Source organism: Pseudomonas sp. S1(2024) (assembly GCF_046557535.1).
This window is the reverse complement of the sequence record NZ_JBKGFP010000017.1, coordinates 185,992-211,821: the sequence shown is the minus strand read 5'-3', so window position 1 is coordinate 211,821 and position 25,830 is coordinate 185,992. Positions and strand designations below refer to the sequence as shown.

Genomic DNA, 25,830 nt, shown 5'->3' with positions numbered 1-25,830 from the left:
CCCTAGGTAAGGCCTGCAACTGGGGCGACCCGCGCCTTCACAGTCCCAAATCAGCCAGCAGGTGAGTTTCGGCAGTCCCTTCCAGAGCCGGGATAGACAGGATGAGTTGCTTGCACATCCCAGCTGAAAGCATCAGATCGCTGGCTGTTTTGGGGGAATGCCCGCCTGCGATCAGGCAGTTCGCCACATGGCCGACCACGCGCTCCACGGGCGTGGCATTAGCGGCCAAGTAGCCTTTGCTTCCCAGGTTGGACAACGCCTGACATTTGCTCAAGGCTGATAGCATAATACTGGCGATTCGGCTATCACGGGGCGAAAACGTGTAAGGTGCCACACCCATGAGATACCCATGCGTGGCAGCAGCATTGAACAACGCCAGGTAACACCTGCTGATATCCCGCTGAAGCGATCTCGCCCCGTTCGATAAGGTCAGCCTCCTAGGCGCATTCAAGAGCGCCTCGGCTCTGACCCAGTCCCCTGCAGCCAAGTGCGCCCTAAGGGTTCGAAGATCAACCACCGCCATGAAAAAAATTCCTTGCAAGTGAGTATTTATAGACTTCAGGTGGCCAGCAACCAGAAAAGCCCCAAGACCCGAAATCATACCTCAAAAAAGGGCTGTGGCAATATATTAGTTAAGCGAGTTTTCTAAACCAGTCTTTAACGGTCGGATGGGCGCACCATCTCCGTTTCACAGGAAGCATCTGAATGTCACCCTTGACGCATGGAATCTTTGCTACTCTTTTGCCAGTATGGATTTCATCACTGGTTGAGGGCATGGACATGCAACCCATCAGGATCAGGAGCTTCTTACTTTACATGATAATCGTTCTTACGGCGGGCGGCTGTGCCTCTGTCTCAAAGGAAACCTCAATACGTCCCCCCTTTGGTGAGAATACAGATGGGGACAAGGAGATAATTTTTGAGGATCCTGTAACTACAGTCCCCGGAGGGGGGATCTCAGGCCAAAGAATCGCGGTCGTTGACAGAGATGAAGGGGCAGTAGCAGCTGCATATAGGGTTATCGAAGCCGATGGGAAATTTACCCGCCTGAAAGTGAGCTATGCCACAAACAGGCTGGCGAAGAAGGTAGATGGCAACCTGCAATACACGGCAGAGCCTGGCGATTTGTCGTTCGGGCATTGCTATGTCAGCATCCCCAAGGATCATCGCATGGGCGAAATAGAGGCACCTTCAAAGTGGCGCCTTGAGTTCAGACCAAACCCCGAGAAACACATCGTGTTGATGTCTGCCGCCAAAACAACCAGGGAGCAATTCTTCAGTGACATCAATGGTGCCCTGACTGACACCAAGGGTTCCAGTGCCTTTGTGTTTGTCCATGGCTTCAACGTCAGTTTCGAAGATGCTGCTCGGCGAACCGCGCAGATGGCATACGATCTGGAGTTCAAAGGCGTGCCGGTGTTTTTCAGTTGGCCCTCCCAAGGCAATATCCCCTCCTACACCGTGGATGAACGCAACATCGAATGGGCAGAAGCCGACTTGAAGGGCTTCCTGCTGGACTTTCTGCGCAACTCCCACGCCGATAACGTGTATGTGATCGGCCACAGCATGGGCACCAGGGCCTTGTCGCGATCGATCGCGAGCATTGGTGCTGAAGACCCCGCCTCAGCCAGGAAAATCAGAGGGGTGATACTGGCTGCACCTGACATTGATGCGGTTGTGTTCAAACGCGATATAGCACCGAAGCTGATCGGCACCGGTCGAAATGTCACGATGTATGCCTCATCGAATGACGAGGCCCTGGGCCTTTCCAAAAAAATTCATGGCTATCAACGCGCCGGGGATACCAAAGGCGAACTGGTGATCGTCAGTGGTATGGACACCATTGATGCCTCGAACGTCGACACCAGCCTCGTTGGGCATACCTACTACGGCGACAATAGATCCATCATTTCAGACATGCACTACCTGCTGAAGTCTCAACTCCCTGTCCAGGATCGAGCAGGCTTGTCCTCTGCCGGCAAGGCCCCGGCCCTGTACTGGGTGTTCAAGCCCTGACGGCAGCATGTGGAACAACAGCACCCCTTCTTTGGCAAAATGCCTTATACTCCAGGGCATATTGCCACATTAGGAGGTGTCCATGAACACGCAACCCGATCTCAAGGTACTTCAGATCCTCGGGGGCTCCAATGGTATGCGCGCAGATGCCCTGATCCGCTCTGGCGTGCCATTGGAAGCGCTTGAGAACCTCACCAAGCACGGTGTGAACCCCGTGGGCGTGGGGATCATCAATGCCCGCACCCTGCGCCATCGCAAAGCCAGGGGCGAAGCCCTGTCCCAGGAAGAAGGTGATCATTTCTACCGTGTCAGTCGAATCGTTGTCCTGGCTGAGTCGGTCTTTGGGGACAAGGAAAAGGCTGCCCGCTGGTTGGCCAAGCCTCAGGCCATGTTTGATGGACTGACGCCGCTGGCCGCTGTCGCCACAACGCCCGGCTATGTTGGCGTAGAAGATGCCCTGCAGCGTATCCATCACGGGTTTGCCGCATGACAGCGCTGGTCTTGTGGCGTATCTCGAACTACAAGGATCTTACTGGCATAGGCGGAACGATCGTTTCAGGCCGCTGGCACACCAAGGGGCGGCCTGTCGTCTACCTGGCCGATTGGCCCGCCACCTGCGTGCTTGAAGTGCTCGTTCATTTTGAGATGGCGATGGGGGAGCTGCCTGAATCTTTCACCCTGCTGCGCGTCGAATTACCTGACTCGGTTTCAGTCAAGGACGCCCGAGGGCAACTCAAGCCTGGCTGGCATGAGCAGTCCGAAGTCACCCAGGCCATGGGGGACAACTGGCTGACCAGCAGCGAATCGTTGCTGCTGCGGGTACCCACGGCCATCGTGCCTGAGAACTGCAACTTCATCTTCAACCCGCTGCACCCCGACGCCAGCCAGGCCAAACTGACTTCCTTCGAGTTCCCAGCAGACAAGCGTCTGTTCGCCAAACTCTCCTGATCGCACGGGGCTACTTGGCTTGCGTGCTGGCGATGCCGGCCTCACCAGTTGACCCGGACAATGGATTGAGCGCTGATAGCATGCCTAGAATAGAGGAGCTGCATTGACACCAGTGCAGCCCATAATCACCAGGGACTCAGCGATAATGGTCGACCAGGAAAGAATGGCTGAGAATGCCATCATCAAAAGAAAGATCGAAGACCTCGTCGATTACTGCGCGAACGCTATTCCTGGGGCCTCCTATCCGACCTGTGAAAAGCCACCGATTGCGCATTGGCTGTTGACCCTGGAAGACCCGCAGAAAGCTGCTGAATATTTCTACCGCCACCTGCGCGAAATAATGCTGGGCAGCCGCAACTTACTCTACACGGACAACACACCTGACGTTTTCGAAACGCTGACAGACAAGGGCGTCAATGTCATCGACCTGCTCGCCTGTTCGCTCTACATGGATGCACCCACCTATAACGAAATACAGTTCTTCATCCCGACCGTCATATTCGACTTGGTCGCTTGCAAGCACTCCCATCAGCAATATCAAAAAGAGGTGTTGGCGCTCGACAGCCAGTTCCTCAAAGCCCTGCGGGTGCCGACGTTTGTCATCCAGTCATCACGATCATCAGGTCTTTCATTTGAAGATCCCGCAGCCCGACTGTTCACCATGGTTCTGGGCACGGATAACAGCCTCCCTTACCTGGCTCACTCACCCCTGATGCAAGTGTGTCGGCAAGCCTGGTTGGACGCGCTCAAGCATGACAGGAGCGATTATGCGGCGTGGACGGCTACTGAAATGTTGAAACAGTTTCAAAGGCTCCCCGTTCCCGAGGTCGAAGACGCAAAAGCGCTTTACCGAAATTTCTTCCTGGGCATCGCCACGGGGTTCTCCAGCTTTGACTTCAGCGACAATCTGTCGACCAAGGACTTTGCGGGCAAACGCGTATCACGGTACGAACTCCTGGGTTTCTCGCTGGATGAGCGCCTTGAAATGGCCACCTCATGGCTGAAGACCGGTGCCGTGGAGCCTTCCAGGGAGTGCATGCGCAGCCTGTTTGAGTATCCGGATCAATTTGCCGAAGCCCTGGTTCAAGCGCACGCGCCGCAAGAACTCATGCAGGACGTTTTCAGCCACGCCCTTTTCGACTACATGCATCAGATGCAGGATACCGTTCTTGATTTTCAGCTGGATTACCCCTCCACACACCATTTCAAATCCCTTTTGTCACTGATCGACCACCATCGATCAGCCCTGGTCGATGCGGGCTACGTGAACATCAAGGGCAGCACTACGCTGCGAGCGCTCGCCATCGATCTGAGTGTGGCTGAGGCCTTCGAATCACTGGGCTACCTGCCCTGCGAAGATATGCAGTTGGGTGAGTGGTTTTGCTCCAATGACCTGGCGCAGACTCAACCAGACCAGCAAGCCCCATCGCTGCGAAAAATGAACCTGGCTATCAGGCTGGGGCAGACCCAGCTGATTCAGGAGGCTGTTGATTCTGTTTTTTGGCGCAGGGAGGCCAAAAACAATGGCCTTGCGCAAAAGGAGTCTGTCATATACCTGCTTGAAAGCAACTGGGCGGGCCTGGCCAGCATCCTCCCTTCGCGGGTGTACTTCGAGCGAGCCCTTCGCTATGTGCCCGCTGACCTGCTGCTGCGCAATCCTGCGTTCGAGCAGTATGTTGATTCGGCCCTTGAGCATGAACTCGGCTTGTAAAGCTCAAGGGCTCGCCAACTCATTCGAATGAAGCCTCGCAGGCCTCCACGAACCTGGCGACCACCGAACCACCCCGCTCCACACGCTCGGTATCTGGAGTTTGGCCGCCACCACGCAGGAATCTGGTGATTTTTGTTTTGGAGGGGTACTGGCACCAGATCCACGTTGACAACATCGATGTCAGCACCTGCTTGTCATTGCTCAATCAATATATGCATATATCAACTTCCAGAACTGTACGCGCTTCCCGATTTTTTATCCCGCGCATTCATTACTCATCTGGCGGGTGAACAATTACTCACTTGGTGAGTAAACAGGACGCGATTTCCCATTCGCACCAATCCGCATTCAATCTGTGCAAAGAGAACATTTGTACTCTTTCAAGTTCGACGTTAGAATTCAGCGCAGATAAGCCACAGGTGTTGGGCCACTGGATTATCAATTGCATTTAACCACTACCCCAAATTGGGGAAGCCCCTGTTGGTAACTTCAAAAACCTTCGGATCTATTGACGTATGACTGGCAGGAGTAGATCAAACCGCCGTAGAATCCACTATTTGATTGCCGACACCCACCTGGATTTCGGGCTTCGCAGGCCCACCATGATCCATCCAGGTGCACAGCCAGGATTCAGGAGCCACCCATGATCCACGATGATCACACTCCAAACCTTTTTCTTCCTGCAGATGATCGACCGGCAACCCCCGACATCGATGCCCCGTCTACCGAACTAGAGATGGCAGATGGCCTTCATCTGGCGAATGGCCAACCCGAGACGCTGTTCCGCCTGCTGAACATCCACTTGGTCGACTCGCTGTCACGGGGTCGCATTCAAACCATGAGCATCGACGGCGGCACCGCGCTCACCGGGCGCAACGGCCAAGGCAAGACATCGCTGTTGTCGTTGGCACTGATCTTCGCGGGTGTTGAGCCTAAAGATGTGGTTTCCCAGGGCAAGGACTCGTTCATCGACTACTACCTACCCAATCAAACCTCTTTCATTGTCTACGAATACGAGCGCCCAGACGGCAGTCGACGACTCGTCGTGGCCTACAGCAACAGCACGGCTGAGCGCGTCTATTTCCGCTTCGTGAAAAGCGGGTTCCTGCGTGAAATGTTCGTCACCGACGATGGACAGTTCGTGCTGGCTAAAGAGTTTCGCATGCGGCTGGTTCAACTGAAGATTCCGCATGCCGACAAGCAAGTCGAAACCTATGTCGACTTCAGAAGCATCATTCAGTACTGGCAGCCCCACGGCGCGGAAAGCAAGCACAGACGATACCTGCTTGGCATGTCCGCCGACTACGCCTTCACCAGCTACAATCGCCCCCTGCGCCACCTCGAAAAGCTCACCAAAGGGATGTTCTCGCGCAAGGCGAATTTCGATGACCTGCAGCAGGTCGTGGCGGACTGGGTTTTCGACAAACAGTCGATGGGTATCCAGACGGAGCGCGGTCTTGTCGAGAACTGGCCACGTGACTACAGCGCGTACCAGAACATCATGGGCATCCGGCCCTTGGTCAATGAGGCCATCGAGGTGCGCCTGAATCTGGAAAATGCTGAAGATGGCATGCGGGAGCTGAAGGAAAAATTCCTGCTCCTCAAAGAACACCTCGAAGTGACCAAGGCCCAGCGTGAAAGCCAGCGGGACAGCCTTGAGCAGTTCCTCCAGGGACGCAAGGACGAGTACGACCAGGCCTACAGTGCGCTACTGGCCGACATTCAAGCAGCCAAGGCAGATATACACCAGTGCGAAAACACCCTGCAGAGCATTGAAGATGCGCGCTTGAAGATGCTTGGCCAGGATGTTGAGCGCAAGCGCGCAGAATACAGCCAGCGAGAGATGTTTGCCGCAGAACTCCATCGAATCGAGAAGCGCCACGACCTGGTGCTCGGCGCGGCCACCCACATCAAGGCCAAGTACGATCAGGAAATCAACGCTGAAAACAGTCGTCACAATGACTTTCGTACCGCAGTGGCCCAGGAATCTGCGGCGTTGCGCCACCGTGAGCGTGAGGAGCAGGTTGCGGCAGATCAACGCCAACAGGACGCCAGGCGCACCTATCAGGAAGCCTCCAGTGCAGAGCGCGAGGCTTTGCAACGTGCGATCCAGGAAGTCACCCAGCAGATGGGTCGCGACCAGGAACGTGTGAACAATCCGGTCATCGATCCAGCCCTCGGTGAAGCCCTTGAGAACAAGACTGAACAACTCGACCAAGCAGAGGCAGTCGTCGCCCTTCATGACAAGGCAGTCAGGCAGCAAGAAAGCACGGTCAGTGATCTTCAGGCACAGTCGAGTGCCCTTGACCAGGAAATCACCAGGATCAAGCAAGCGGCGAGTAAACAGCTGTCCGTGATTGAAGGTATCAAGCGCGCCCATGCCCCCGAGCCTGACAGCCTGCTTCAGTTTCTGCGATCCAATCGTCCGGACTGGTCAGACAACATTGCAAAAGTGATCAACCCTGGCCTGCTCCACCGCACTGACCTGCATCCTCAGCTTGCCACAATCTCCGACAGCCTCTATGGCATCGCCCTTGACCTGGAATATGTTGACCCCGTGGATGAAGCGGATGAGTCAAAATTGCAGGCATTGCTGGCTGAAGCCCATGAGGAGCTGGCTGCCATCGAAGGCCAGTTGGAGCGCGCAAGCGAGCGCCAGAAAGACCTTCGCCAGACCCACAAGGTTGCCCAGGATGAATTGGGCATCGCCCGATCGAAACTGAGCAAGGCCCGGTCAGTAAAACAAGTCATCGATGCAGAAATCAGCACTCTGAAAAGGGATCTGCGGAAGAATCGCGACGAAGCCATGCTGATTGCCCAGGACACGCTCGCCGAGACAAGGCGCAAGTTGAATCTGTCGCAACAAGCCTATGATGCGTTCGCTCGCCGGCTTGCCAGCGACCAAGATAAGCTCGATGAACGTGCCAAGGCAGAGAAGGCGGCGATCTCTTCCCGGTATCAGCAAGCGGAAGCTGACTTGAATGGCAAGATCCATGCGCATGCTCAGGCCACCGACTTGTCGATACGGTCTTTGAAGGCGGATCTAAACCGCAAGCTGACTGAGGAAGGGGCCGACGTCCAGGTTATTGGAGAGCTCGAAGAGCAAATGCGCGAGCTGAAGGCAAAACTGGTCGAGATCGACAGTTGGCGCGACCTGCTCAACAAATGGCAACATTGGCTGGAATACTCTGAGCCGGAAAAGCCAATCCTTGCGACCAGAATCGAGCAGGCCAACACGCTTATGACCGGCAAGAAGCTGGAGTTGGAAAAGACCACTGAAGCCTGGTCACGCACGAAAACTGACATTGGCGCGACAATCAACGAATGCCGCGACGCCATCAACGGCTGCGTCGAAAATTCGCTGATCGTCGACAACGCCTTGAAAGAAGTATTGGCCCCATTCACTGCCACCAAGCGATTTGAGGCCTATGAGGAGGTCTGGCAGGCCGAAATCCTGCGGGCATCCATGGGCGGTGTTCAGGCTCGCCTTCGCGAGGCGGACAAAGAGCTTCGCACCAAGGTCAGCAAGATGCGCGGAGCATTCGTGACCACGCCACTCGCGCCACCCGCGACGTACTTCCAGGATCGTGTCGCCAACCTGCGAGAAGAGTCCAGCGGTGAGGTCGATACCCGGATGATGCTGCAAGTCATTGAGGACTGGTTTGCCAACCACCACGACAAAAGTCGCCGGCTGTTGATTGCCGATGGGCGCACCATTTTCGGCGAGATCCAGGGCCTTCACCGGGAGCTCAAGAGCTTCTCGGAAAAAATCACCCGCTTCAACACGGGTCTACAGGAACACTTGACCCACAGCTCCCAGGTGTTCGACAGCATCACCAACCTGAAGGTCTCCATCTTCTCCTCCGTGGAAGAGCTCGACTACTGGAAGATCATCAGCAAGATCACCGACGACAGGGAGCAGTGGCTCACCGAAGACACCCTTCCGAACCAGCAGGCAGTGGAGAATCTGCTGGCGCTGCTCAGCCACTGGGACATCAAGAGTGGCATCAACGCCAACTTCAAATCCCTGGTCAGCATTCGCGGCTCCGTGGAGGAAAAGAACAACCTTCGTCAGTTCCGAAATCGCTCCGAGTTGGAGAACGTTTCCTCCAATGGCCTGAGCTATCTGATCCTGATCATCCTGTTCCTGGGCTTCATTTCCAAGGTGCGTGGCAACGCTCCGGTGCAGCTGACCTGGTGTGTCGACGAGCTTAAGGCCATCGATGCCGAGAACGTGATTTCTCTGTGCAATTACCTTGGGCAGAACCGAATCACCCTGTGCACCGCTTTCCCTGATCCGGACGCGGAAACGCTGATTCTGTTCGAGAACAAGTACAAGCTCGATGCGGAACGCCGGCTAGTGGAGTGCAAGCTGGTGGCTACCTCTGACGCTGACGTGGACGTCGAAGGTGATTACGATCTGGATCTGGAGAGCGCCTGATGAACCCATTTTCCCGTGTTGTAACCGGCTTGCTGGAAGGCCAGTTCATCTGCCCCGTCACTGATCAGGAAGGTTACCAGTACCTGACCAGCACACAGCTGACCAATGGGCGGACGAATCTTGAAGAGATCGACCTCTACCTGCGGCGTCTGGACTTGCGGATCACCATGACCCGTGGAGCGGGCGCCTATTTTGCGGCGCACGCCGACATCGACAACGAGGGCAAGAAGGCGGCCAAGAAGCGCTTCACCGAACTCAAGAACATCCTCAGGCCCATGGTCTCCTTCCTGGAGATCGTCATGCGCATAGCCGGTGATGACGGTGCGGTGTCGGCAGGGCAGAAGCTGGATCTCAACCGCATGATGGGTCGGATCGCCGCGAATGCCAGCCTTACAGAACAGCTCCGCCAGACTGCCATTGATACAGGTCTCGTCAGCAAGGATGGATCCGACCGCGAACGACTGAACAGGATCGTGCGCAAATTCCAGAATGACGGGTTCCTGCGCTTAGTCAATCCCGAGTCGGAAATCTACATGTTCACAGGGCGCATCGAATGGTTGATGGAGGCCATCGAATACCTGATGCAGCACGACAAGATCTCGGAAGAAGACAGCGACTTCGAAAAGCGAGTTGAAGCATGAGCACGCTCGAAGATACCGTCATCAACCATCTGAAGCTACTGAACAGCCAGAGCGCGCTGATCGCACAGATGTACGCCGAAGGCCATATCCTGCGCACGGAGCAGAATGCCAAGGCGCTTAACCAGCTGCTCCAGAACCGGGCGGTGCGGATCAACCCGATCGTCGATAACTCCTTTCGACTGTCGCCCAACCTGAGCAAGCTACTGGACGAGGCCACTCACCGCTCACGCAACTACGGTGTGTCAGCTGACTTCGCCGAGCAAATGGGGCGGCTGTCGAAGCTGCTCGACGACTACTCGCATGCCTATTTTGACGGTCGCACGGACGACGTTCAGATCCTGCACGGGGAAATCGATGTCACACTCTACGAAATAGCCGAAGAGATGAATGAGTTCCTCCTGCATGTGCGCACAGCGGCGGAAAACAACTTCGGCAACGTCAGGACGTACAAGGAGAAGGAAAAGCAGAACCTCCACTACCTGGAGCAGCTTGAACGCATCGTCAAAGCCCTGATCCAGTTCGATGCAGTCAGCCTGCTGGAGGAGCTTGCTGCACCCGAGCGCGAGCCCCTGGAGGCCCTCTACCGTAGCCACATCCTGGACAACCTCTCCCGCTGGCGCTCGGCGACGTCTGACATCACCCATGTGCTGAAGATGTACCTGCACAAGCTGCGCACCGTTGAACCCCGCGCCAGGCGCATCCGTGCACTGCAATTGTACCTGCGCCGGCATCCTGAGTACGAGGTCGGGACACCGGATGAATACCCGGAAATCCCGGAGTGGGCGTACCAGCACGAACCCATGAAAATCCGCCTGGAGCCTGACCTGGGTCGACAGGAGATTCGGGATTCGCTGGTTGATGTGGCCATGAGCATCGAGAAGGCCATACCGGTACCAACCAAGGCGCGTGGCGCGGGGAAACTGGTGACCGAAGAGGCGCCGAAGGCTGCGCTGATCAAGGGCTCCCCGCTGGTGGTGGTCAGTCAGCGCCTGCTCAATGAAGCTGCCAGGGTGACGGAACAACTCTCTGCCGCGCACTACTTTGCGCAAGCTCCGGAGACCCAGGTGCTCGACCAGGAATCGTGCTTGATGTGCTTCCTGACCCTGCTGGAAAAACAGATGAAGGTCAACGCCAAGATCATCCGCAGGGTGGCCATCACGCAAGTGGCCAGAAACAGCGATGACTTCCTCAGCGGCAACGTGATTATCGAGGATGTGTTGCTATGCAAACGTTAGGGATCATCAAGCGCCTGCTGGCCATCTACCAATCAGTCGAAAGCGATTATCGCAGCACCAAGCAGCTGGATGCGTTTTGCGCCGAATACGGGATTGGCCAGCGGGTCGGGGCGAAATGGCGCTTCACGCAAGCAGACAAGCAGGCTATTGCGGTCGTCATTCGAAATGTCGGCAAGGTGGATCCGGACACACCTACCAACGCCTGGGAAGGCTCATCCAGGACTGAGGCCTTGAGCAAGGGCGGCAATGAGAAATTCACCGGCAAGCGCTTACGTCACGATCGCGTGGCGGTGAAGTCCCTGCCTGGCCGACCACTGCTCGTGGGCCCGACACCCATCGAGCTTCCGGAGGGCGCTTGCCTCGACCTGGATCGACACTGGGTGGTGAAGCACTGCGGTCACGACAGCGTGCTGCTGGTGGAAAACTGGGAGAACTTCGAGCTGTCGCACCAGACACCGATCCTGACCAATATCACTGGAAACCCTTTGGTCGTGTTTCGCGGCGCGCCTGGCAGCTACCGAACCCAGAGTGCGCAAAGATTGCTCACGGCACTTGAGCTTCCAGTGGTTGCCTTCACGGACTATGACCCCGAGGGTCTGGCGATAGCCGCCAGCCTCCCCTTCTTCAGCCGCTACCTGGCACCGAGCGACGCTTTGCTGACAAAACTGATGGATGAAGTCAGCACGGAGCGGCGCTATCAAAATCAGCTCGTGGGCAAGCTGGCCATGCTTGAAAAACTGAGCGACCCAGACCTTGTTCGGGTGTATCGCATTATCCGAACAGCAGGAAAAGCGTTGCCCCAAGAAAAACTCATAGGCTTGACGGCATTCAGCAGCAGTGAATAACCATCACCTTCAATTTGTTATGAATTGAGTTTAATGGAATACAATACCAGGAATTGCGATGCCACGATGGAAAATGAATTTTTTTTGAGAACTCGACTGTAGCGCATAGAATATCCAAAGCATGGGGGTGCTGCATGAGCAATAAAGAGAAAATCAAAGGGCTTTTCAAATCAACGACGCACCGAACCCGAAGAATCGCCGAATTCAAAAGGTCGTTCCTAGAGTTCAGTCCAGGTGTGGGTCAGGAAGCCTTGTCTCGCCTAGACGAACTTTCCCCCAAGAAGGTTTCTCTTAACGCATCCCAGAAAACCGAGTTGATGATTGACTTGGCATGGTCTTCTTCCAAGCTCGAAGGAAACCGCTACAGTCATCTGGACGTCATCAAGCTTCTCACCTACGGAACACTTCCAAGAAATGCATCTGCAGAAGACACGCAGATGATTATTAACCACAAACATGCATTCGACTTGGTTCGAAACACTGCGGATATTTCCCTGAGAATGCTTAGGGAGGTGCACCGGTGCTTAGCTGACCCAGGTGACATTGAAGGTGATACGCAGCACTTTGTTAAAAAGCACGAGCTCGGCCTAATCCGCGAGACCGAGACCATGAGCATTACTCATACTGCCTACACCCCGCCTGTATTCTACCCAGGTAATGGATCTGAGCGCATCTATGACCTGATCGACTACACAATGAATGCCGCCAGTGAGATAGAAAATCCGGTAGAGTCTGCATTTTACATACTCACCAGAGTCCCCTACATACAAGCATTTTACGACGCAAACAAGCGGACTTCCCGCATCATGGCCAATGTCCCATTACTTGCAGCCGGCTGCATGCCAATATCTTACGACATCATGCAGAAAAGCGATTACCTTGAAGCCATCATGGCCGTCTACGAATTCGCTGACACTGAGATTTTCAGGGATGTATTTCTTGAGTCATACACGGATTCCTACCTCAAGTATTACCCGATTCCTCCAGCCCTTGATGACGACATAAGGTTGGATCTTCGTGGCTATCAGCAGGATCTCGCCAACTTCGTTATTTCGGGAGAAAAGACCGGGAGGGCTGAGCTTTTCTTGGCAGAAGTTTCGGGAAAATCTTTGGGGCGCAAGCCAGGGAAATCTGACCTGGATCTATAATTTGCAAATCAGCAATCGGTATTCACTGGATGTCAGCGAATGATTTTTCATTCCGACATCCAGCAATTTTGAATGGATTCAACCGCGACTCTTCATCAAGTAGTTAGGACAAGCAGAACCCATCATCAGGCTCGGCAGCTCGTGGCCTTTTGCCTTGGGTCTTTTCCTGAAGCTCCGGATGATTGTCGCGCAGCACCTGGAGTTGCACCGCCACTTCTCGGCGCACATCCGCTTCCGTTTGAGTCAAGGCATGCTGAGTCAGGGTGCGCTGCAGGAACCCCTTTGGGAAGGTCATGATGACATCGATACCCAGCGCCTCGGCTACCACCCCACCCGCGAAGTCGGCCCCCGTCTGGCCACCCGAGACGATCAGCTCGAAGGGGTGGTGCGCGGCCACATGCTTGAGCACCTGATACATCCACTCATTCACCGAGTGGTCTGTCCAGCCGTACTTGTTCAAGGTGTAAATGCCGTTGCCAGCGATGTTGAGGGTCTTCACGCCCAGCTCATTACAGCGGCGCCACAGCTGTCTGGCCGCCTGAATTGGTGCCATCGAGAGCGGTAAGGCAATGTAACGCTCTTTCCCACGGGCCTCGGCGAGCTTACGCGTCAGTCGCTCGCCACCAGACTCGTAGTCCTCAGCAAAGGCCACCGTCAGATCAGCCGAATTGGCGTTGAGTTCGGTGCGCGGCGGGTATTTGTCGGATTTGTGTTCGCGGACTTGCATGGCAGACTCCTATTTTAATCAATATAGCAATAAAGAAACCACGTTTTCCAGCTTAGGGTTGTGTTATCATCCCTAGTGCGAACCTTCGACGTGGTTGTTCAGCGAAGAAAACCTTGATAATGAGGTCGTCTCATTTTTTCCTTAAAAATCAGAACGTTACGAATTTGCATTTTGGAAGAGGTCTTGCAAGGGTAAATTCTAGTTACTCATTGATTTTAAAGGTTTTTTGCCATAAAAGCTCTACTTCACCGCCGCGCAGGCGGCTTAGAAAAGCTGGAGAGAAGCCCAGCCCGCGCAGCAGAGCTTCACCGCCGCGCAGGCGGCTTAGAAACTCCAGGGATTCTTATATGCGCCGCTGCGCTTTCTTCACCGCCGCGCAGGCGGCTTAGAAAAGGTCGGCGGGTTTATGAGACTTGAACACCGACTTCACCGCCGCGCAGGCGGCTTAGAAACACGGTGCCGGATCAGATCCCCATTGCCCTTGTCTTCACCGCCGCGCAGGCGGCTTAGAAAAGGTGCGAATCAGCACTGGTCAGCAGCTTGGCCTTCACCGCCGCGCAGGCGGCTTAGAAAGACATGGGGCTTGAGGAAGTCCTGGGACTGGTCTTCACCGCCGCGCAGGCGGCTTAGAAACAGCGCGCCCCGGCTGCCTTCAAGGCATTGGGCTTCACCGCTGCGCAGGAGGCTTAGAAATTAACGTGGTGCTCACCCTTTGTTCGGGCTAACCTCACCGCTGCACAGGCGGCTTAGAAAAAGGCACTGACACGCGAAACCAAATCGCAGCTATTCACCGTCATGCAGGCGGCTTAGAAACGCACACCGGCTAACTCATTGAGACAAAAGCCCTTCACCGCCGCACAGGCGGCTTAAAGTTCCAGCGCGGCTTGCTACCAGGGGTTTCCACTTTACCATCAATAGTCTTGATATCTGACGTCCTGCCCAGCCTATAATGGGTAGGTTCAATAATACGCATTCCTCATGAACATCGAAGACGACATTGCCCGCCTGCGCGCCTCAGGCATCTCCCGCACGAAAGCTGCACAAGCCCTCGGCCTGCCAAAGTGGAAACTCGATACGATGTTGGAGCTCCTCGAAATCGAGTGGAAGCCCCGCATTCGGGGTGGCACCTATGTGATCGACGGGGTTACCGACACCCTGGAAGGTCATGCTCAGGCCTTGGGTGTCGCGCCCACCACGCTGCGCCAGCGCCTTCAGGCTGGCAATGACCTCACAGCCCCGCCTGCAAACACACCTATAAGCTCGGAAGAGGCTCATGCCTTCGCTGAATTGCGTAGGGCAGGTGTAGCCGCCTGGGATGCTGCGAAGCAAATTGGGCGGCCCTACAATACACTGAAAAATGCGGCGAAGAAGTACGTGAAGGACTACGACAAGATCATTGCCACGGCCCCCAGAATTCGACGATCGCCGGAAGAGATTGAGCAAGCCGCTTAGCGTCACTCATCGCCCCGGCGAGTCTTCTATGCGGTTCAGCCTTGAGCGTCAAACGGTGACGACCTCAGTGACTGCAAAGTGCTTGGCGCAGAAGAAATCGCCTGCATATTCCTGGGCTTCTTCCAGACTCTTGAGCGGCTGGCTCAATCCCTGGCGCCCGTCGATTTCACCCATCACATACCAGTCACCTACCTGGAACTGAACGTGTGACTTATGGAGCACCTCCAGGTCTTTTTCCCTCGCCTGGCGGATCAGGCACACCGGAGTGGCGTCAGGCTCGTCGCTGACCGAGCGAACGTACCCCAGATGGGCCTCAACCCGACTGGCTGCTTCACGCTCGGCGGCTTCGCGAAGCATCTCCTCCAGCATCTGCTCGACCTCTTCATCGGTCATGGCCTTCGGCGTATTCATGATATTGATTGCCCGGAGCCACGACTTGTGCTTTTGCGCAGCGTCAGTCAGCATCTTTTCAAGTTTTTTACGCCCGATCGCATTGATGTAGGGAGGCGTGACGAACAACAGTGCCACCACCCCTGGCTGACCTTGCTCCTTGATGTACTGGTTAAGCGAATTTCGCAGCCAGCCCCGAAAATTCAGAGGGGTGACCTGAAGCCCCGGATTCAACGCCATCAACCCTGTTACGCCTGTCATAACCATACTTTCCTTTCAGAATTGATGTTAGCAGCCCTGCGGGCTGTACTCGAATTTGGGCAAAAGCCCTGTTGTGTTGAGCGACGCGACATTATCTCTCAACGCGCTGGCCAGCCGATTGGGGCGGTTGTCCACGATCATGTCCAGCCAGTCAACGAGCTCCTGCAGGTGGCCCCTGGGGACTTCCGCTACCCCTTCGGCACAGGCATCAGCCTGCGCCATCACTTGCGTCAAAATGTTAGTCAAACGCGGGTGATAGTTGACATGCTCGACCCAGCCAACCCCTTCCTTCACCATATCGGCATCAACGCGGATGCACTCATCCAAGCCCAGCAGGCTCGGGGAGACCAGGCCAAAATCAACCGGATAAACCCTGCCCTGAAAGCGATGCTTTTGGCGTAACTGGGCCCCCAGGCGAGGCGGCAGGCAATAGGGATCCAGGGCGATCAGCTCGGCCACCCCTAGTTCCAGACACACCCTGAGCGTTTTGTGCAGTTCTGCGCGCAAACAGACCTCGAAGGAAGGCTCTCCTTCAGGCATCAGCAGCGCAATGAGCTCAGGAATATTTTTAACGTCATGCATGTCCTGACACCGAGAGTAGTGGCCTATGTTGCAATATACCACTAAACCCGAAATCTGCCTAACCGACATCAACCTGCGCGCTTCCACCACTCCTCAACATTCCGTTTCCTGGACAACATCAGGCAGCATCAAATACTGCGATACCCTCCATGGCGCAGATGGCAGATAGGCGCCAAAAAGAAACCCTCTGGCTTCCCGCGAACGATGGTGCATCACCTTGTCATGGCAGAAGCCCATCGTGTCCACGACATGCCGCCCCTGGTCATTGAGCAGTTCCGGATTGAAGATCGCAGTCGTAACGACATTTTCCATGAGCGCGGCAGTCCGGTCATCACAGGTGCAGGTCTCAAGGCTGATCATCACATAATGCTTGCGAGCGACACGCAGATCCGCCTGGACAACGTCATACAACTCATTGCATACAAACGCCCTTTCCAGGTTTGCGTAGGTTACCTTGCGCCTTGTCTTTGCCCGCTCTTCAATCAACGCATCGTAATAGTCCCGGAACACGCCCGAGGGCGTAGTATCCCAGGTCACGAACATTTTCTCCGTGGCAATGCGCCTGGCCAACAGGAACTGGATGCCCAATGCCGCATTGGCCGATACCCCTTCGACAGCGACCGCACGGTCTATAATGAGCGTCAACATCGATATGTTACGCAGATTCAGGCGAGTCGCTGACCCCAAGGTCGGGCAGCTGGCAATCACCTGGGTAAGACGAGATGCCAGCTTATCCGCCAGGGGCGCTCCCAGCATGCCATTGGCCAGGATCAGCTTTGGAAGATCACTCAGCGTGGGTACTGCTTGCTGATGCGCCCTGCGCGCCTCCTCCGTGAAACCGAGCAGCATTAGTTGCTCCGATACCTCCCACCAGGTGGAAGGGGCAGCGCGGCCCAGCAGATCGATTGCACCATCCACCTGCAAATCCACGCCCTGGAAATAGAGCTTCGGGCAATGCGCCAGTGAAAAATGCGAGTATGCCTGCTCAGCGAAGTAGGCCCCGATGGATGAGTTGGGCCACGCCATGGCCGACAGCTCGTCTTCACACAAGAGCATCAACATGCGCGTCAGATCACTCTTCACCTCATCAGTGGCGCGCTGAAAACCAAATGGAGATTCCAGTATGTTGACCGCCTGGGCCTGCTCCAGGCTGAGGGTCATCTCTCCACAAGTCATGCCTGCAGGCGCATCCTTGCGAGTGCCCTGGGTATTCTTGGAGTCGATGGCAATGGTGACCATCTCCGTGACTGGAATCGGACTCTTCCACAATCTGCGATTGATTGCAGCGTGGTATTCAGCTGCACGGGCCCCTGTCGGATCCACCACCAACTCGGTCATGGCCATTTGATACTGTGACCCTGGTTCATAGGGGAACATTTCACCGTCCTCGGTCAGGAAGGGTACCGCATGATCCCCCACCGTCCAGGGTGAAGCTGCCTGCGTGATGGGCAGAAGCGCGGCGGCCTGCGCAAGCTCGATTACGCCGGCAACGGCAATGGCGCCGGCTGGTGTCGACGCCAGGCAGGACTGAATGATTGACTCGTTTCGACAAGCTGATGCCGCCGAACTACCCCACGTCTGTACTGACAGAGAGGATCGACTCAATTGCTTGTTACCCTCCCCGAGCGAGTCCAGCAAACCCTGTTCATGGGACTCGGTAAATTGCCTCCCTGTTAACGCACGCCCCCACCGCTTGAGCCGAGTTTGCTTCAAAACATGCTGCACAGCCAGGTCAACACCTGATTCAAGCGTAAGGCTCACCAACCAGGGCAATCTTCCACCCAGCTTGCCCGCCATCTGGTTGAAATCAAAATCCCTCACTGCTGCAGCGGCGCCAGATGAAATGAGCGCCACTTCAATCTTGTGCTTTTCGGCTGCGTGTCCGCTCAGAGCGGAAGGTTCGACAGGGTGAAGCAAGACCCTGTCCTCAAGTTGCCTGACAATGCCTCGAACAATCGCCTCATGTCGATCCGCGCTCTGTTGCTTGAGGCATGTGGTGACAATCATCCAGGCCTGCGAGTCGCGATGACCGCGTGAATTATCGGTCGGATGCCCAGGGCAAATACCCTGTAGGTGACGGGCGAAATTAAACTCGATTGTGTGCCCTGGCGGTCTCAGAATGCCCCCTAGTTCTTGAGCCAGGTTTTGATAAAAAACCGCCTTCTCACTGGGGCGATGGCAGCCGGGCATCCCCAGGATGGCGTAAGCACTCTGGAGAACTTGGGAGGAGGATCCTGAATTGACGGCTGGCATTGTCAGTCCTTGAGCCATGCGCAAGAAAAATCGAACGATGGCCATAATTGATTTACCGCCAATATACCACTTATCCAAGACTCCATCGCCTGAAGCTTTAAAAATCGAACGCAGGGGAAGCGTCTTCCTCATGGATTGAGGCCAAGCGCTTTTCACGTTGGCGCTCTATATCAAACTGCATGAAGGTAAACATCGACTCCCTCGGCTGACTGTTCGGGTTGTCGATTCGAACATCCGTGATGGCGCCCTCATAACCCTCCCAAAATTCCTGTGCCAGCTTGAGGTAAGCCATGACCGCCGCCCGCGAGTGATACAGCGGTGGCTGGTAGTCATCACTTCGAACGGGTGTATAGCCCCTGACACCCACATCACCGCGAACCAGGTTCCTGAAGGTACACCATTCAATCGTGCCATCCTCAACAACCCTGTACTCACGAAGCTTGCCCCTCACCATCATGGCCAGCTCCTCGGAGTCAGGTGTAAATCGAGCGCGGACGTCTTCAGCGGCGATGCTGCAGGCGTACACACTGACCTGAGGGTTGTCGGTTAAGCGAATGTCCGCAATCATCCAGCAGCCGGTACCCTCATCTTCGGTTGCTTGCGCCAGCACTGGACGATCGGTTTTCGGGTAATCCTGGCTATCCAGCACCAGCGAAATGCGCCCTTTGGTTTTGCAGATTTTTGTCTTCATCAAAATTGATCTCGAATCAGATGCAAAACCCGTCGTCTTGGGGTTTTTGGGGTCTGGCAGGACGCTGCTGTCGCCGTTCCCAGCTCTCGATAATGTCCTGTGGCACCCTCGCGTGCTTGGCCAGGTCATGGATGGTTAGCTCGGCCTTGAATCGTTGATCCTTGTGGGATTCACTGGGAATGAATGCCGGAGGGTTGGCCGGGAATAGCCAATTCAGCGCCAAGCCCGCTGTCACAAACGACAACCCTGAGCGATAGCCAAGGTCGGGGTGCATCTGAACATCAAGGATGCGCAGGCGCTCTCTGGGGTGCAGCGACATCAGCAAGGTGATCAGTGGGCTGGAAGGCTTCTCAGGGCGCTCAAACTTGCCAGTGGCCTGGAACTTCATCATGGCCACAGGATTGCGAATGAGTCGATTGAGGTCTTTAGAGTTCATAAGGGGTCTCCTGATACATCATCATAGACGGCCAGGTCTTCAGGAATCAAACGCACCGCACCAGTTCGGCAAGGCCAATTGGACATGGAAAAAGCTCACTGACCATAATAGGAAAAAAGGAGATCCGCCATGTCCACCAAGCTTGATAACATCAAACCACTTTCTGCCATGTCGATCGAACCCATTGATCCGATTATCAGCCAATTCCTGGATTTCAATGCCGTGTTCGGCGGAGATAATCCATTCGACAAGGCGGTACCAGCCGACGCTGACGTGCGCGCAAAAAGCGCTGCCCTGCGCAAAATGGCGCCTGATGCTGTCGAGCTGCCGACCATCAAACCTCTTCCAGACGATTTATATGGGATGCCTTCGCCTTGAACAGAGGCTCGCAGTGCTTGTAAGCGGCCTTGTCCCGGCTTCACGCGCTCCTGCCAGTTTCGTCGACCAGCCGACGAGGCACTGTCATCGCCACCTCAAGCCACGATTGCACGCCCACGCGTTGAGTCTTCGCCAGTGCCGGTTGTAAGCTTGAACAACACCTCGCAAGGAATAGCCAGATGCCAGACCATTCCAAAAAAACCGTCCATGACGTAAAACCTTTGAGCCAGGACTTTCTGATTGACATCCGTGACATCAAGCCATGCCCGGAGATGCCACGCGTGCTCGAAGGTGAACTTGTCGGCAAGAACAGCCTGGACTCACTCCTCCCAGGTCTCAGCCACCTGTTTGCCCTGCACAATCCGGTGATTGAGGAAATACACCTCACGGATCACTGGTTCCGCCACCACAACGACACCCCAGAAGGCCTTGAGCCTGTCATCGCAGACTTCCTTAAGGAACATCCGCGTTACCTCGGCACCAATGTCGCCGGAGCACTCGGTGAATCCAAGGCCTGCCCGAGGGCCTGGTCGCAGCTCTCAAAAGAGATCCACAAGCTGAACAGGGATCAGGCTGTTGTAGCCGCCAACGGCACCTGGATCGCACCTGAGCGCCTCCTGAGCGTCCTTGTTGGACGTGACCCGGCTATCGCGCTGCTTGACTACGCCAAGTCACGGGGCTTGAACGTGCTGAATCAGATTCCAGGAATCAGCAAAGACCTCAAGGCAATCGCGCCGGACGAGCCTGGGCTCTGAGAACACCGCAAGTACTGGGCGCCTGCTAGGTAGAACGGACGCCCATGGCCATATACCACTCTAACATCAGCCCTCCATCCACGGTGTCTTCTGCATAGACTGCGGTCGCTCTGCCAAGAGGATCTGCAATAGTCCTAATGGGGTTAGAGGCAGGATATTGAGGTCAAAGCGATTGCCAAAGAGAGGTTAGCCGCCGTGGGAAGCGCAAGCCCATCCTCCAAAACATCAGGCGCCTCTTCGCTTGCGGGTAAATCGCTGCGCCTTGGCCAGAAGGCTGCATAGTTTGGCGATTTTCCAGTGCCAGCAGCCGCTCCTGTAGCTGGTTCAGCTCTCCGAGGGCTCTGCTATCCCCCGCCGCCAATCGACGGTACAGTTTGTTGCGCGCCTGGGACGCCAGATCCAGCCCTGGATTTTTACCCGCCAAGATCCAGCATTGAAAAAAACGGCGATTAAAATCCTGGTCGGTAAGTGAGCAGATCATCAAGCAGGCAATGGCTTTTTCTAGTTGACCAAAATTTTCCAGCCGGGTGGGATCAACCATGGTGCCATTGAACATGACGCGAAGGTACGGCATCAGCGCCTCCAGATCCTGACACTGCTCGCCAGCGCCGGAGTAAATCTCATCAAGCTCCAGTGCGCTAAAACAGCGCAGCAGATCAGCTTTGAGGTTTTCAACTGTTGTCTGCGCATCGACAGTGGCCTTGAGCTCGCCGGCAAACTTGAGCGAGACGTGCATCATGAGCTGCAAAAAACGATCGACTTCACACAGCGGATTCAAAGGTAATTCAGTGGTCACGGATCGACGGGGCCCATTCTTAACAGGGATGGCATTATGCCCATGGCGACACCTACTGCCAAGGAAAGCAGTGGCGAAATGACACAACCGTTGATTTCCGCCAGACGCCATCGCTAGCATGGAAAAAAGGATGATCATGAGCAGATTAAACCTGTCGGCCACCAATAAAGCCTTCAAGAAAGCCTTGTCCGAGCCCATCAAGTCGCTCTACCACTACAATGGCTGTGGCTTTTTCGACGGCGGCTGTTTGCTTCTCGCCGATGCACTTGTCCTGTGGAGCGGCGGAGATTTGAAGCTAGGCGGTTGTGTGCGCGAAGCCCATAAGCGCACCATCGATGTTGATCATTGGTTCGTCACCACCGAGCGCCTCGACAGCCTGCTGTGCCTGGATGCCAATGGACTGATGACACCTAGCGCATTCATCCGCTACTGGGAGCATGTCGAAGCCCTAGGCCAGATCATGTTCCGCATCCAGCCATCCCCCAGGGTGGATGGCGAAATTCCAAGAGACCTGATGTTCAGTAAGCTGCTGTCAAACCAATTGGAACAGGCCTTAGGCCCCTATGAACAATGGATTGCCGAGGTCATCCAGAACTGCGTTTCAAGCCAAGGCCCTGGCGCACTGCCCAGATAAGCGGAACCTCCAGGCAAAAAGCATCAAGGGCAAGATTGCAGCGAAAGCGTCGAATGGCTTGGGGCGGGTTCGGCTTTGCCGAAAAACTTGCGGTCGAAGGCGGCAGCCGTCTTGCTATGCTCACACTGATATTGAGCAAATGCCCCCATGGGAATCCTCAATGCCTCAAGCTCACCTTTCCAGGTCGCATGGAAACGCCGCATCAGCTCGAAGTAGTCTTTCTCGGATGGGTTTGGGGTCGCATCCTTCAGCTCAGCCAGCGCATCATCGAACATTTCTCCGATACTAGAGAGGCGGTGTTGTCGCTCTTGCGCTTGGGCAAGATTCAACACCTTGTGCACGTCCGCCTCGTCGACAAAAATGTACTCAATGGCACTATGCACGACGTAGTAACAAGGAATGCCTTGATACAGGGACTTGGCTGCCGTCATGTGCCAATCCTTGGCAAAGGCGCGCTTGCTGTCGTAACCCAGCATGTCGAGCACTTCCTTATCGATACCGGCTTTCTTCGCCACCGTTTCGATGAAATGCGCGGTGGAAATCCCTTGCTGCTGAGGGATATCCTTCATTTCATTGATGTCATCGCCATTGGCTTCGACGCACCGCTTCACAAATACCAGGTTCATGCCCGCTCCCCATCAAATGCCAGGCTGCGCAAGGTGGTCTGTCAGCGTTTTGCGAACCACTGCAGCCTGATGAGCATACATGGCGCGAACGTCTTCAGCGACTTTTCTTGGGCTGTGCCCTGATTGGAGAGCGATCGCCTCGTTCAGCCGTGCGCCAAACTCATCCAGTATCCGGCCATCTGCATGCAACAGCACGGTAGTGACCGAGAACTCATCATCAGCCTCCTCATCGTCCTCCAGATTCTCGCTATTTTCCTCATCCACTTCAGCTTGCGCCTTGGCTTTGGAATCAAACAGCATGATGCCCTGGTACAGGTGATCACCCAGCGGCTGGTCGGTCAAATTGAAGGCCCGAGATACGCCTCCATCAAACTCTACCGCAAACATTTTCAACACTGCGCTCATCGAGAATCACCTGGTTCCGTTATTTCTTCCACCCTAACCTGGGAGAGTCCTGGCCGGCAAGCGGGCCCAGAAGCCTCGTGGTAGCCTAAAGAAGGCTGAGGGCCGTTTGAATGTCCTCTGCCGTCATTTTTTGAAGCAGTCCCATCGTTTCTTTATCGACTGTAACCCACCCAGGTGCTCATCGGCTTAGTCGAAGCACTGTGTGATCAATTTAGATAAAAACCGACTTGGCAGACGCCGCAGCACCCGCTTCATCCTGTGTACCGTGACCTGGCAAGGTAAAAAAGAACATCGCTGAGCCAGCGTTTTATCACGGCGCATACCAGAAGCAGCCTCAATAGCACGTGTCTTCGTGCGCGGAACATCTGGCCCGCAACCACCCATCGCGGTTAATCAGCGATCCAGGGCGTGCGCAGATATCGCACGTTGAGGCAGAACGGGCTTCAGCTTCACTGATCAAGTCCCTGCAGCGCTGATTCCCACCCGATGCATAAAATCGCAAAGTGCCAAACTTCTGCTTGACCTGGCTGACAGTCATCGGCGGACAACCGGAAGATTCAATTTCGGCCTCTAGTTTGGTGCAAAGATCCTCCAGAAGATCGTGCCAACCGTCTCCCGTTTCCACGCCTACGAAAAACGGGTGGCCTCTCATCATCGGGTGTCGATCGCAAAGACAATCCATTAAAAAACTCACAGCTATCTCCCTGACCAAAGTTTTAAACGCTACTAAAGTATCACACCTCCAAAAAATCTCAAAATTTACCATACCAATTTGAACTAAAATTCATAACGTACGAAAACCAGCGCAAGCTTCAGAAAACCTGGCAAAGACAGCACCCGTCAGGAGGACGTGTTTGCAAAAAGAACCGGCATGTGTATGATTGTGACTCTAGACAGGCATGGAAAAACCTGAAATGAAGAAGGCTTATAAACAATCAGTCTTGGATGAGCAACGCTGCAAGCTCACACAACTGCTGATTGGAGACTTGAGTATTCCAGCCTTCTGCTACAACTTCAAGCTAGACCGAAAGGTTCTGATTCCCGTCATGGCGGGCTCCAAGCCTTACACTGACAGGTTGTGGGACGAGGTCTGCTCAAAGACTGGGTTGCCCTCCGAAGGCTCTCAGGTGCCGAAGCTGCGCACCAACATGGAGCGAATTCACCTGCTTGATGAATGGTTGGGCAGTGACAGCGTCGAGCACGCGGCAGCTCGACATGGAGTTGACCCATCCTTGATCTATAGATACTTCATCCATGCTGTTAACCTGGATGCGCGGCACGCCATGAAACTGGCTGTTGCGCTGCAACTTCCAGAAAATTACTTTGAAATAACGCCACTTTCTTCCAGCGCACCTATAAAGCAGTCGACTTATGATTACAGCCATCGTCATCCGCCCGGAGGCATTGACAAGGATCTCCTGAAAAATCGATCGAACAAATTTAAGGCGCTGATAGGGCACCATAACATTCATGAATTTTGCCGTGCCTTCAACCTTGACAGTCGTCTGATTCATGCCGTGCTATTTGACGGCACTCAAATGAATCGCATCCTCTGCAGAGATGTGACGCACGCTTTGAGCTTGCAAAGCGACTTCTTTGATAGACCGATCTGCGATCTCGATCATCTTGAAATACTCAGCGTACAAGATGAACTAAAGCGCTGGCCCTTGACTGAGCAGTTGCGCGTATTGCGTCAAAAAGCCTTGGCGCACCTCGCTCGACTCACTCACTATCGGTAGTACCTGCAAGCCTCATGGCAGTTCAATTGCCCAATGCTCACCCAGTACACTGGTAATCATGTCCATCAGGATGCTTACCATGAGCAAGCAGTGTCTGCAGTTCACCATTGAGGAAATCGCGCCTTCCGTGGCGCCGGATCGCGAGATCCGATTAAAAGGCCAAGCCACCCTGGCGGGTGAAACGGCGACTGCCCCCGCACAAGCCCTTCGGCTTCAGCCCACGACCGATCAGCAATCCCTGATGATCTTTCTGGAGCCAGGTGACACGATTTTCCTTATCGCTACAGTGATCGACCAGGGTGCCGACAAACTGCTGATCATTGACGAGATGTTTTACAATGAATTGGAGTTCGAGCCGGCCCAACATGCGCTGGAAGCGCAGAAGCACGCCGAGATCTTGAAAGCCATTGATAGCAACCTGGAGTTTCTGACCTGGGTAGATCGCTGCGCATTTCCAAAGGATGTTGAAGAGGAATTGGTGGAGCTGGGGGTCGATCGTAGGATCGCACTGGGCCTGCGCATGAACATGACTGCTCAGCGGGGCCGGATAAAAACCATGGTCGAGCTGTTTCAGGACAATATCCGGGGTGGCGAATATAAAGAGGCCCTGCTGACCTACTTGGTCAGCATGCATCATCAATACATGAAGATCAAAGAGGATCAGCAGGTGGCGCAGCCCAAGCATCAGGATCCGGCCCACGAACCTGGTCTTTAGGAGGC

25 protein-coding genes are annotated in these 25,830 nt (G+C 54.9%); 15 read left to right on the top strand and 10 right to left on the bottom strand.

Going from position 1 to position 25,830, the window contains the following annotated elements; genetic code table 11:
- Nucleotides 1–37: 37 nt before the first annotated feature.
- Nucleotides 38–523, bottom strand: a complete 486-nt coding sequence (locus ACLCGK_RS07425) for a hypothetical protein (RefSeq protein ID WP_410951686.1) — start codon at nucleotides 521–523, stop codon at nucleotides 38–40.
- Nucleotides 524–705: 182 nt separating this feature from the next.
- Here ACLCGK_RS07425 and ACLCGK_RS07420 point away from each other — a divergent pair, with 182 nt between their 5' ends.
- From ACLCGK_RS07420 to ACLCGK_RS07380, 9 genes are all read left to right on the top strand, one after another.
- Nucleotides 706–2,016: an alpha/beta hydrolase gene (locus ACLCGK_RS07420; RefSeq protein ID WP_410951685.1), complete on the top strand. Its 1,311-nt coding sequence runs from the start codon at nucleotides 706–708 to the stop codon at nucleotides 2,014–2,016.
- Nucleotides 2,017–2,098: 82 nt separating this feature from the next.
- Nucleotides 2,099–2,506 (top strand): antitoxin Xre/MbcA/ParS toxin-binding domain-containing protein, encoded by a 408-nt coding sequence (locus ACLCGK_RS07415; protein WP_410951684.1) that lies wholly within the window; start codon nucleotides 2,099–2,101, stop codon nucleotides 2,504–2,506.
- Nucleotides 2,503–2,964, top strand: coding sequence for an RES family NAD+ phosphorylase (locus ACLCGK_RS07410; protein WP_056798158.1), 462 nt, complete (start codon nucleotides 2,503–2,505; stop codon nucleotides 2,962–2,964). The genes ACLCGK_RS07415 and ACLCGK_RS07410 overlap by 4 nt, the downstream gene beginning before the upstream one ends.
- 145 nt (nucleotides 2,965–3,109) lie before the next feature.
- The gene (locus ACLCGK_RS07405) at nucleotides 3,110–4,675 is read left to right on the top strand and encodes a hypothetical protein (RefSeq protein ID WP_410951683.1); all 1,566 of its coding nucleotides are present in this window, start codon (nucleotides 3,110–3,112) and stop codon (nucleotides 4,673–4,675) included.
- Nucleotides 4,676–5,318: 643 nt separating this feature from the next.
- Complete coding sequence (locus ACLCGK_RS07400) at nucleotides 5,319–9,116, top strand: ATP-binding protein (RefSeq protein ID WP_410951682.1); 3,798 nt, start codon at nucleotides 5,319–5,321, stop codon at nucleotides 9,114–9,116.
- Nucleotides 9,116–9,757, top strand: coding sequence for a condensin complex protein MksE (locus ACLCGK_RS07395; RefSeq protein WP_410951681.1), 642 nt, complete (start codon nucleotides 9,116–9,118; stop codon nucleotides 9,755–9,757). The genes ACLCGK_RS07400 and ACLCGK_RS07395 overlap by 1 nt, the downstream gene beginning before the upstream one ends.
- Nucleotides 9,754–10,992 (top strand): hypothetical protein, encoded by a 1,239-nt coding sequence (locus ACLCGK_RS07390; RefSeq protein WP_410951680.1) that lies wholly within the window; start codon nucleotides 9,754–9,756, stop codon nucleotides 10,990–10,992. The genes ACLCGK_RS07395 and ACLCGK_RS07390 overlap by 4 nt, the downstream gene beginning before the upstream one ends.
- Nucleotides 10,980–11,837, top strand: coding sequence for a hypothetical protein (locus ACLCGK_RS07385; RefSeq protein ID WP_410951679.1), 858 nt, complete (start codon nucleotides 10,980–10,982; stop codon nucleotides 11,835–11,837). Before ACLCGK_RS07390 ends, ACLCGK_RS07385 begins: the two co-directional genes overlap by 13 nt.
- A gap of 134 nt (nucleotides 11,838–11,971) precedes the next feature.
- A complete protein-coding gene (locus ACLCGK_RS07380; RefSeq protein WP_410951678.1) occupies nucleotides 11,972–12,985 on the top strand; it encodes a Fic family protein in 1,014 nt (337 codons plus the stop codon).
- Nucleotides 12,986–13,088: 103 nt separating this feature from the next.
- On the opposite strand, the gene ACLCGK_RS07375 is transcribed toward ACLCGK_RS07380, so the two are convergent.
- Nucleotides 13,089–13,712 carry a YpsA SLOG family protein gene (locus ACLCGK_RS07375; RefSeq protein WP_056798139.1) on the bottom strand — a complete coding sequence of 208 codons (624 nt, stop codon included), beginning with the start codon at nucleotides 13,710–13,712 and terminating at the stop codon, nucleotides 13,089–13,091.
- A 978-nt stretch (nucleotides 13,713–14,690) separates the two neighbouring features.
- Between ACLCGK_RS07375 and ACLCGK_RS07370 the strand changes: the two genes are divergently transcribed.
- Nucleotides 14,691–15,164, top strand: coding sequence for a hypothetical protein (locus tag ACLCGK_RS07370; protein WP_056798137.1), 474 nt, complete (start codon nucleotides 14,691–14,693; stop codon nucleotides 15,162–15,164).
- 48 nt (nucleotides 15,165–15,212) lie between these two features.
- Here ACLCGK_RS07370 and ACLCGK_RS07365 read toward each other — a convergent pair whose 3' ends face one another.
- The 5 genes from ACLCGK_RS07365 to ACLCGK_RS07345 form a co-directional block, all read right to left on the bottom strand.
- A complete protein-coding gene (locus tag ACLCGK_RS07365) occupies nucleotides 15,213–15,815 on the bottom strand; it encodes a hypothetical protein (RefSeq protein WP_410951677.1) in 603 nt (200 codons plus the stop codon).
- Nucleotides 15,816–15,842: 27 nt separating this feature from the next.
- Nucleotides 15,843–16,397 carry a hypothetical protein gene (locus ACLCGK_RS07360; RefSeq protein WP_410951676.1) on the bottom strand — a complete coding sequence of 185 codons (555 nt, stop codon included), beginning with the start codon at nucleotides 16,395–16,397 and terminating at the stop codon, nucleotides 15,843–15,845.
- Between the two features lie 93 nt (nucleotides 16,398–16,490).
- Nucleotides 16,491–18,728, bottom strand: a complete 2,238-nt coding sequence (locus ACLCGK_RS07355; RefSeq protein WP_410951675.1) for a hypothetical protein — start codon at nucleotides 18,726–18,728, stop codon at nucleotides 16,491–16,493.
- Nucleotides 18,729–18,747: 19 nt separating this feature from the next.
- Nucleotides 18,748–19,341, bottom strand: a complete 594-nt coding sequence (locus ACLCGK_RS07350; RefSeq protein ID WP_410951674.1) for a hypothetical protein — start codon at nucleotides 19,339–19,341, stop codon at nucleotides 18,748–18,750.
- A 16-nt stretch (nucleotides 19,342–19,357) separates the two neighbouring features.
- On the bottom strand, nucleotides 19,358–19,777 hold the full coding sequence (locus ACLCGK_RS07345; RefSeq protein ID WP_410951673.1) for a hypothetical protein: 420 nt from the start codon (nucleotides 19,775–19,777) through the stop codon (nucleotides 19,358–19,360).
- A 129-nt stretch (nucleotides 19,778–19,906) separates the two neighbouring features.
- On the opposite strand from ACLCGK_RS07345, the gene ACLCGK_RS07340 reads away from it, so the two are divergent.
- The gene (locus tag ACLCGK_RS07340; RefSeq protein ID WP_410951672.1) at nucleotides 19,907–20,155 is read left to right on the top strand and encodes a hypothetical protein; all 249 of its coding nucleotides are present in this window, start codon (nucleotides 19,907–19,909) and stop codon (nucleotides 20,153–20,155) included.
- Nucleotides 20,156–20,334: 179 nt separating this feature from the next.
- Nucleotides 20,335–20,910, top strand: coding sequence for a hypothetical protein (locus ACLCGK_RS07335; RefSeq protein ID WP_410951671.1), 576 nt, complete (start codon nucleotides 20,335–20,337; stop codon nucleotides 20,908–20,910).
- A gap of 163 nt (nucleotides 20,911–21,073) precedes the next feature.
- On the opposite strand, the gene ACLCGK_RS07330 is transcribed toward ACLCGK_RS07335, so the two are convergent.
- Complete coding sequence (locus ACLCGK_RS07330) at nucleotides 21,074–21,706, bottom strand: hypothetical protein (protein ID WP_410951670.1); 633 nt, start codon at nucleotides 21,704–21,706, stop codon at nucleotides 21,074–21,076.
- A gap of 136 nt (nucleotides 21,707–21,842) precedes the next feature.
- Between ACLCGK_RS07330 and ACLCGK_RS07325 the strand changes: the two genes are divergently transcribed.
- Nucleotides 21,843–22,340 carry a hypothetical protein gene (locus tag ACLCGK_RS07325; RefSeq protein ID WP_156675887.1) on the top strand — a complete coding sequence of 166 codons (498 nt, stop codon included), beginning with the start codon at nucleotides 21,843–21,845 and terminating at the stop codon, nucleotides 22,338–22,340.
- A gap of 23 nt (nucleotides 22,341–22,363) precedes the next feature.
- Here the strand turns inward: ACLCGK_RS07325 and ACLCGK_RS07320 are convergent, their stop codons facing one another.
- Together ACLCGK_RS07320 and ACLCGK_RS07315 are read right to left on the bottom strand one after the other, a co-directional pair.
- The gene (locus tag ACLCGK_RS07320) at nucleotides 22,364–22,966 is read right to left on the bottom strand and encodes a hypothetical protein (RefSeq protein ID WP_410951669.1); all 603 of its coding nucleotides are present in this window, start codon (nucleotides 22,964–22,966) and stop codon (nucleotides 22,364–22,366) included.
- Nucleotides 22,967–22,978: 12 nt separating this feature from the next.
- Nucleotides 22,979–23,371, bottom strand: a complete 393-nt coding sequence (locus ACLCGK_RS07315; RefSeq protein WP_410951668.1) for a hypothetical protein — start codon at nucleotides 23,369–23,371, stop codon at nucleotides 22,979–22,981.
- 899 nt (nucleotides 23,372–24,270) lie between these two features.
- On the opposite strand from ACLCGK_RS07315, the gene ACLCGK_RS07310 reads away from it, so the two are divergent.
- Both ACLCGK_RS07310 and ACLCGK_RS07305 read left to right on the top strand, forming a co-directional pair.
- Complete coding sequence (locus ACLCGK_RS07310) at nucleotides 24,271–25,110, top strand: hypothetical protein (RefSeq protein ID WP_410951667.1); 840 nt, start codon at nucleotides 24,271–24,273, stop codon at nucleotides 25,108–25,110.
- 79 nt (nucleotides 25,111–25,189) lie between these two features.
- Entirely contained in the window at nucleotides 25,190–25,825 is a 636-nt protein-coding gene (locus ACLCGK_RS07305; RefSeq protein ID WP_410951666.1) for a hypothetical protein, read from the top strand.
- The last annotated feature ends 5 nt before the right edge of the window (nucleotides 25,826–25,830 follow it).

What these genes read in the sequence shown, in the direction of transcription:
- ACLCGK_RS07370 (WP_056798137.1), top strand. Translation starts at nt 14,691, where the DNA reads ATGAACATCGAAGACGACATTGCCCGCCTGCGCGCCTCAGGCATCTCC.
- ACLCGK_RS07395 (WP_410951681.1), top strand. Translation starts at nt 9,116, where the DNA reads ATGAACCCATTTTCCCGTGTTGTAACCGGCTTGCTGGAAGGCCAGTTC.
- ACLCGK_RS07345 (WP_410951673.1), bottom strand. Translation starts at nt 19,777, where the DNA reads ATGAACTCTAAAGACCTCAATCGACTCATTCGCAATCCTGTGGCCATG.
- ACLCGK_RS07410 (WP_056798158.1), top strand. Translation starts at nt 2,503, where the DNA reads ATGACAGCGCTGGTCTTGTGGCGTATCTCGAACTACAAGGATCTTACT.
- ACLCGK_RS07340 (WP_410951672.1), top strand. Translation starts at nt 19,907, where the DNA reads ATGTCCACCAAGCTTGATAACATCAAACCACTTTCTGCCATGTCGATC.
- ACLCGK_RS07400 (WP_410951682.1), top strand. Translation starts at nt 5,319, where the DNA reads ATGATCCACGATGATCACACTCCAAACCTTTTTCTTCCTGCAGATGAT.
- ACLCGK_RS07305 (WP_410951666.1), top strand. Translation starts at nt 25,190, where the DNA reads ATGAGCAAGCAGTGTCTGCAGTTCACCATTGAGGAAATCGCGCCTTCC.
- ACLCGK_RS07335 (WP_410951671.1), top strand. Translation starts at nt 20,335, where the DNA reads ATGCCAGACCATTCCAAAAAAACCGTCCATGACGTAAAACCTTTGAGC.
- ACLCGK_RS07425 (WP_410951686.1), bottom strand. Translation starts at nt 523, where the DNA reads ATGGCGGTGGTTGATCTTCGAACCCTTAGGGCGCACTTGGCTGCAGGG.
- ACLCGK_RS07380 (WP_410951678.1), top strand. Translation starts at nt 11,972, where the DNA reads ATGAGCAATAAAGAGAAAATCAAAGGGCTTTTCAAATCAACGACGCAC.
- ACLCGK_RS07390 (WP_410951680.1), top strand. Translation starts at nt 9,754, where the DNA reads ATGAGCACGCTCGAAGATACCGTCATCAACCATCTGAAGCTACTGAAC.
- ACLCGK_RS07420 (WP_410951685.1), top strand. Translation starts at nt 706, where the DNA reads ATGTCACCCTTGACGCATGGAATCTTTGCTACTCTTTTGCCAGTATGG.
- ACLCGK_RS07315 (WP_410951668.1), bottom strand. Translation starts at nt 23,371, where the DNA reads ATGAGCGCAGTGTTGAAAATGTTTGCGGTAGAGTTTGATGGAGGCGTA.
- ACLCGK_RS07310 (WP_410951667.1), top strand. Translation starts at nt 24,271, where the DNA reads ATGGAAAAACCTGAAATGAAGAAGGCTTATAAACAATCAGTCTTGGAT.
- ACLCGK_RS07350 (WP_410951674.1), bottom strand. Translation starts at nt 19,341, where the DNA reads ATGAAGACAAAAATCTGCAAAACCAAAGGGCGCATTTCGCTGGTGCTG.
- ACLCGK_RS07320 (WP_410951669.1), bottom strand. Translation starts at nt 22,966, where the DNA reads ATGAACCTGGTATTTGTGAAGCGGTGCGTCGAAGCCAATGGCGATGAC.
- ACLCGK_RS07415 (WP_410951684.1), top strand. Translation starts at nt 2,099, where the DNA reads ATGAACACGCAACCCGATCTCAAGGTACTTCAGATCCTCGGGGGCTCC.
- ACLCGK_RS07365 (WP_410951677.1), bottom strand. Translation starts at nt 15,815, where the DNA reads ATGACAGGCGTAACAGGGTTGATGGCGTTGAATCCGGGGCTTCAGGTC.
- ACLCGK_RS07375 (WP_056798139.1), bottom strand. Translation starts at nt 13,712, where the DNA reads ATGCAAGTCCGCGAACACAAATCCGACAAATACCCGCCGCGCACCGAA.
- ACLCGK_RS07405 (WP_410951683.1), top strand. Translation starts at nt 3,110, where the DNA reads ATGGTCGACCAGGAAAGAATGGCTGAGAATGCCATCATCAAAAGAAAG.
- ACLCGK_RS07385 (WP_410951679.1), top strand. Translation starts at nt 10,980, where the DNA reads ATGCAAACGTTAGGGATCATCAAGCGCCTGCTGGCCATCTACCAATCA.
- ACLCGK_RS07325 (WP_156675887.1), top strand. Translation starts at nt 21,843, where the DNA reads ATGAGCAGATTAAACCTGTCGGCCACCAATAAAGCCTTCAAGAAAGCC.
- ACLCGK_RS07360 (WP_410951676.1), bottom strand. Translation starts at nt 16,397, where the DNA reads ATGCATGACGTTAAAAATATTCCTGAGCTCATTGCGCTGCTGATGCCT.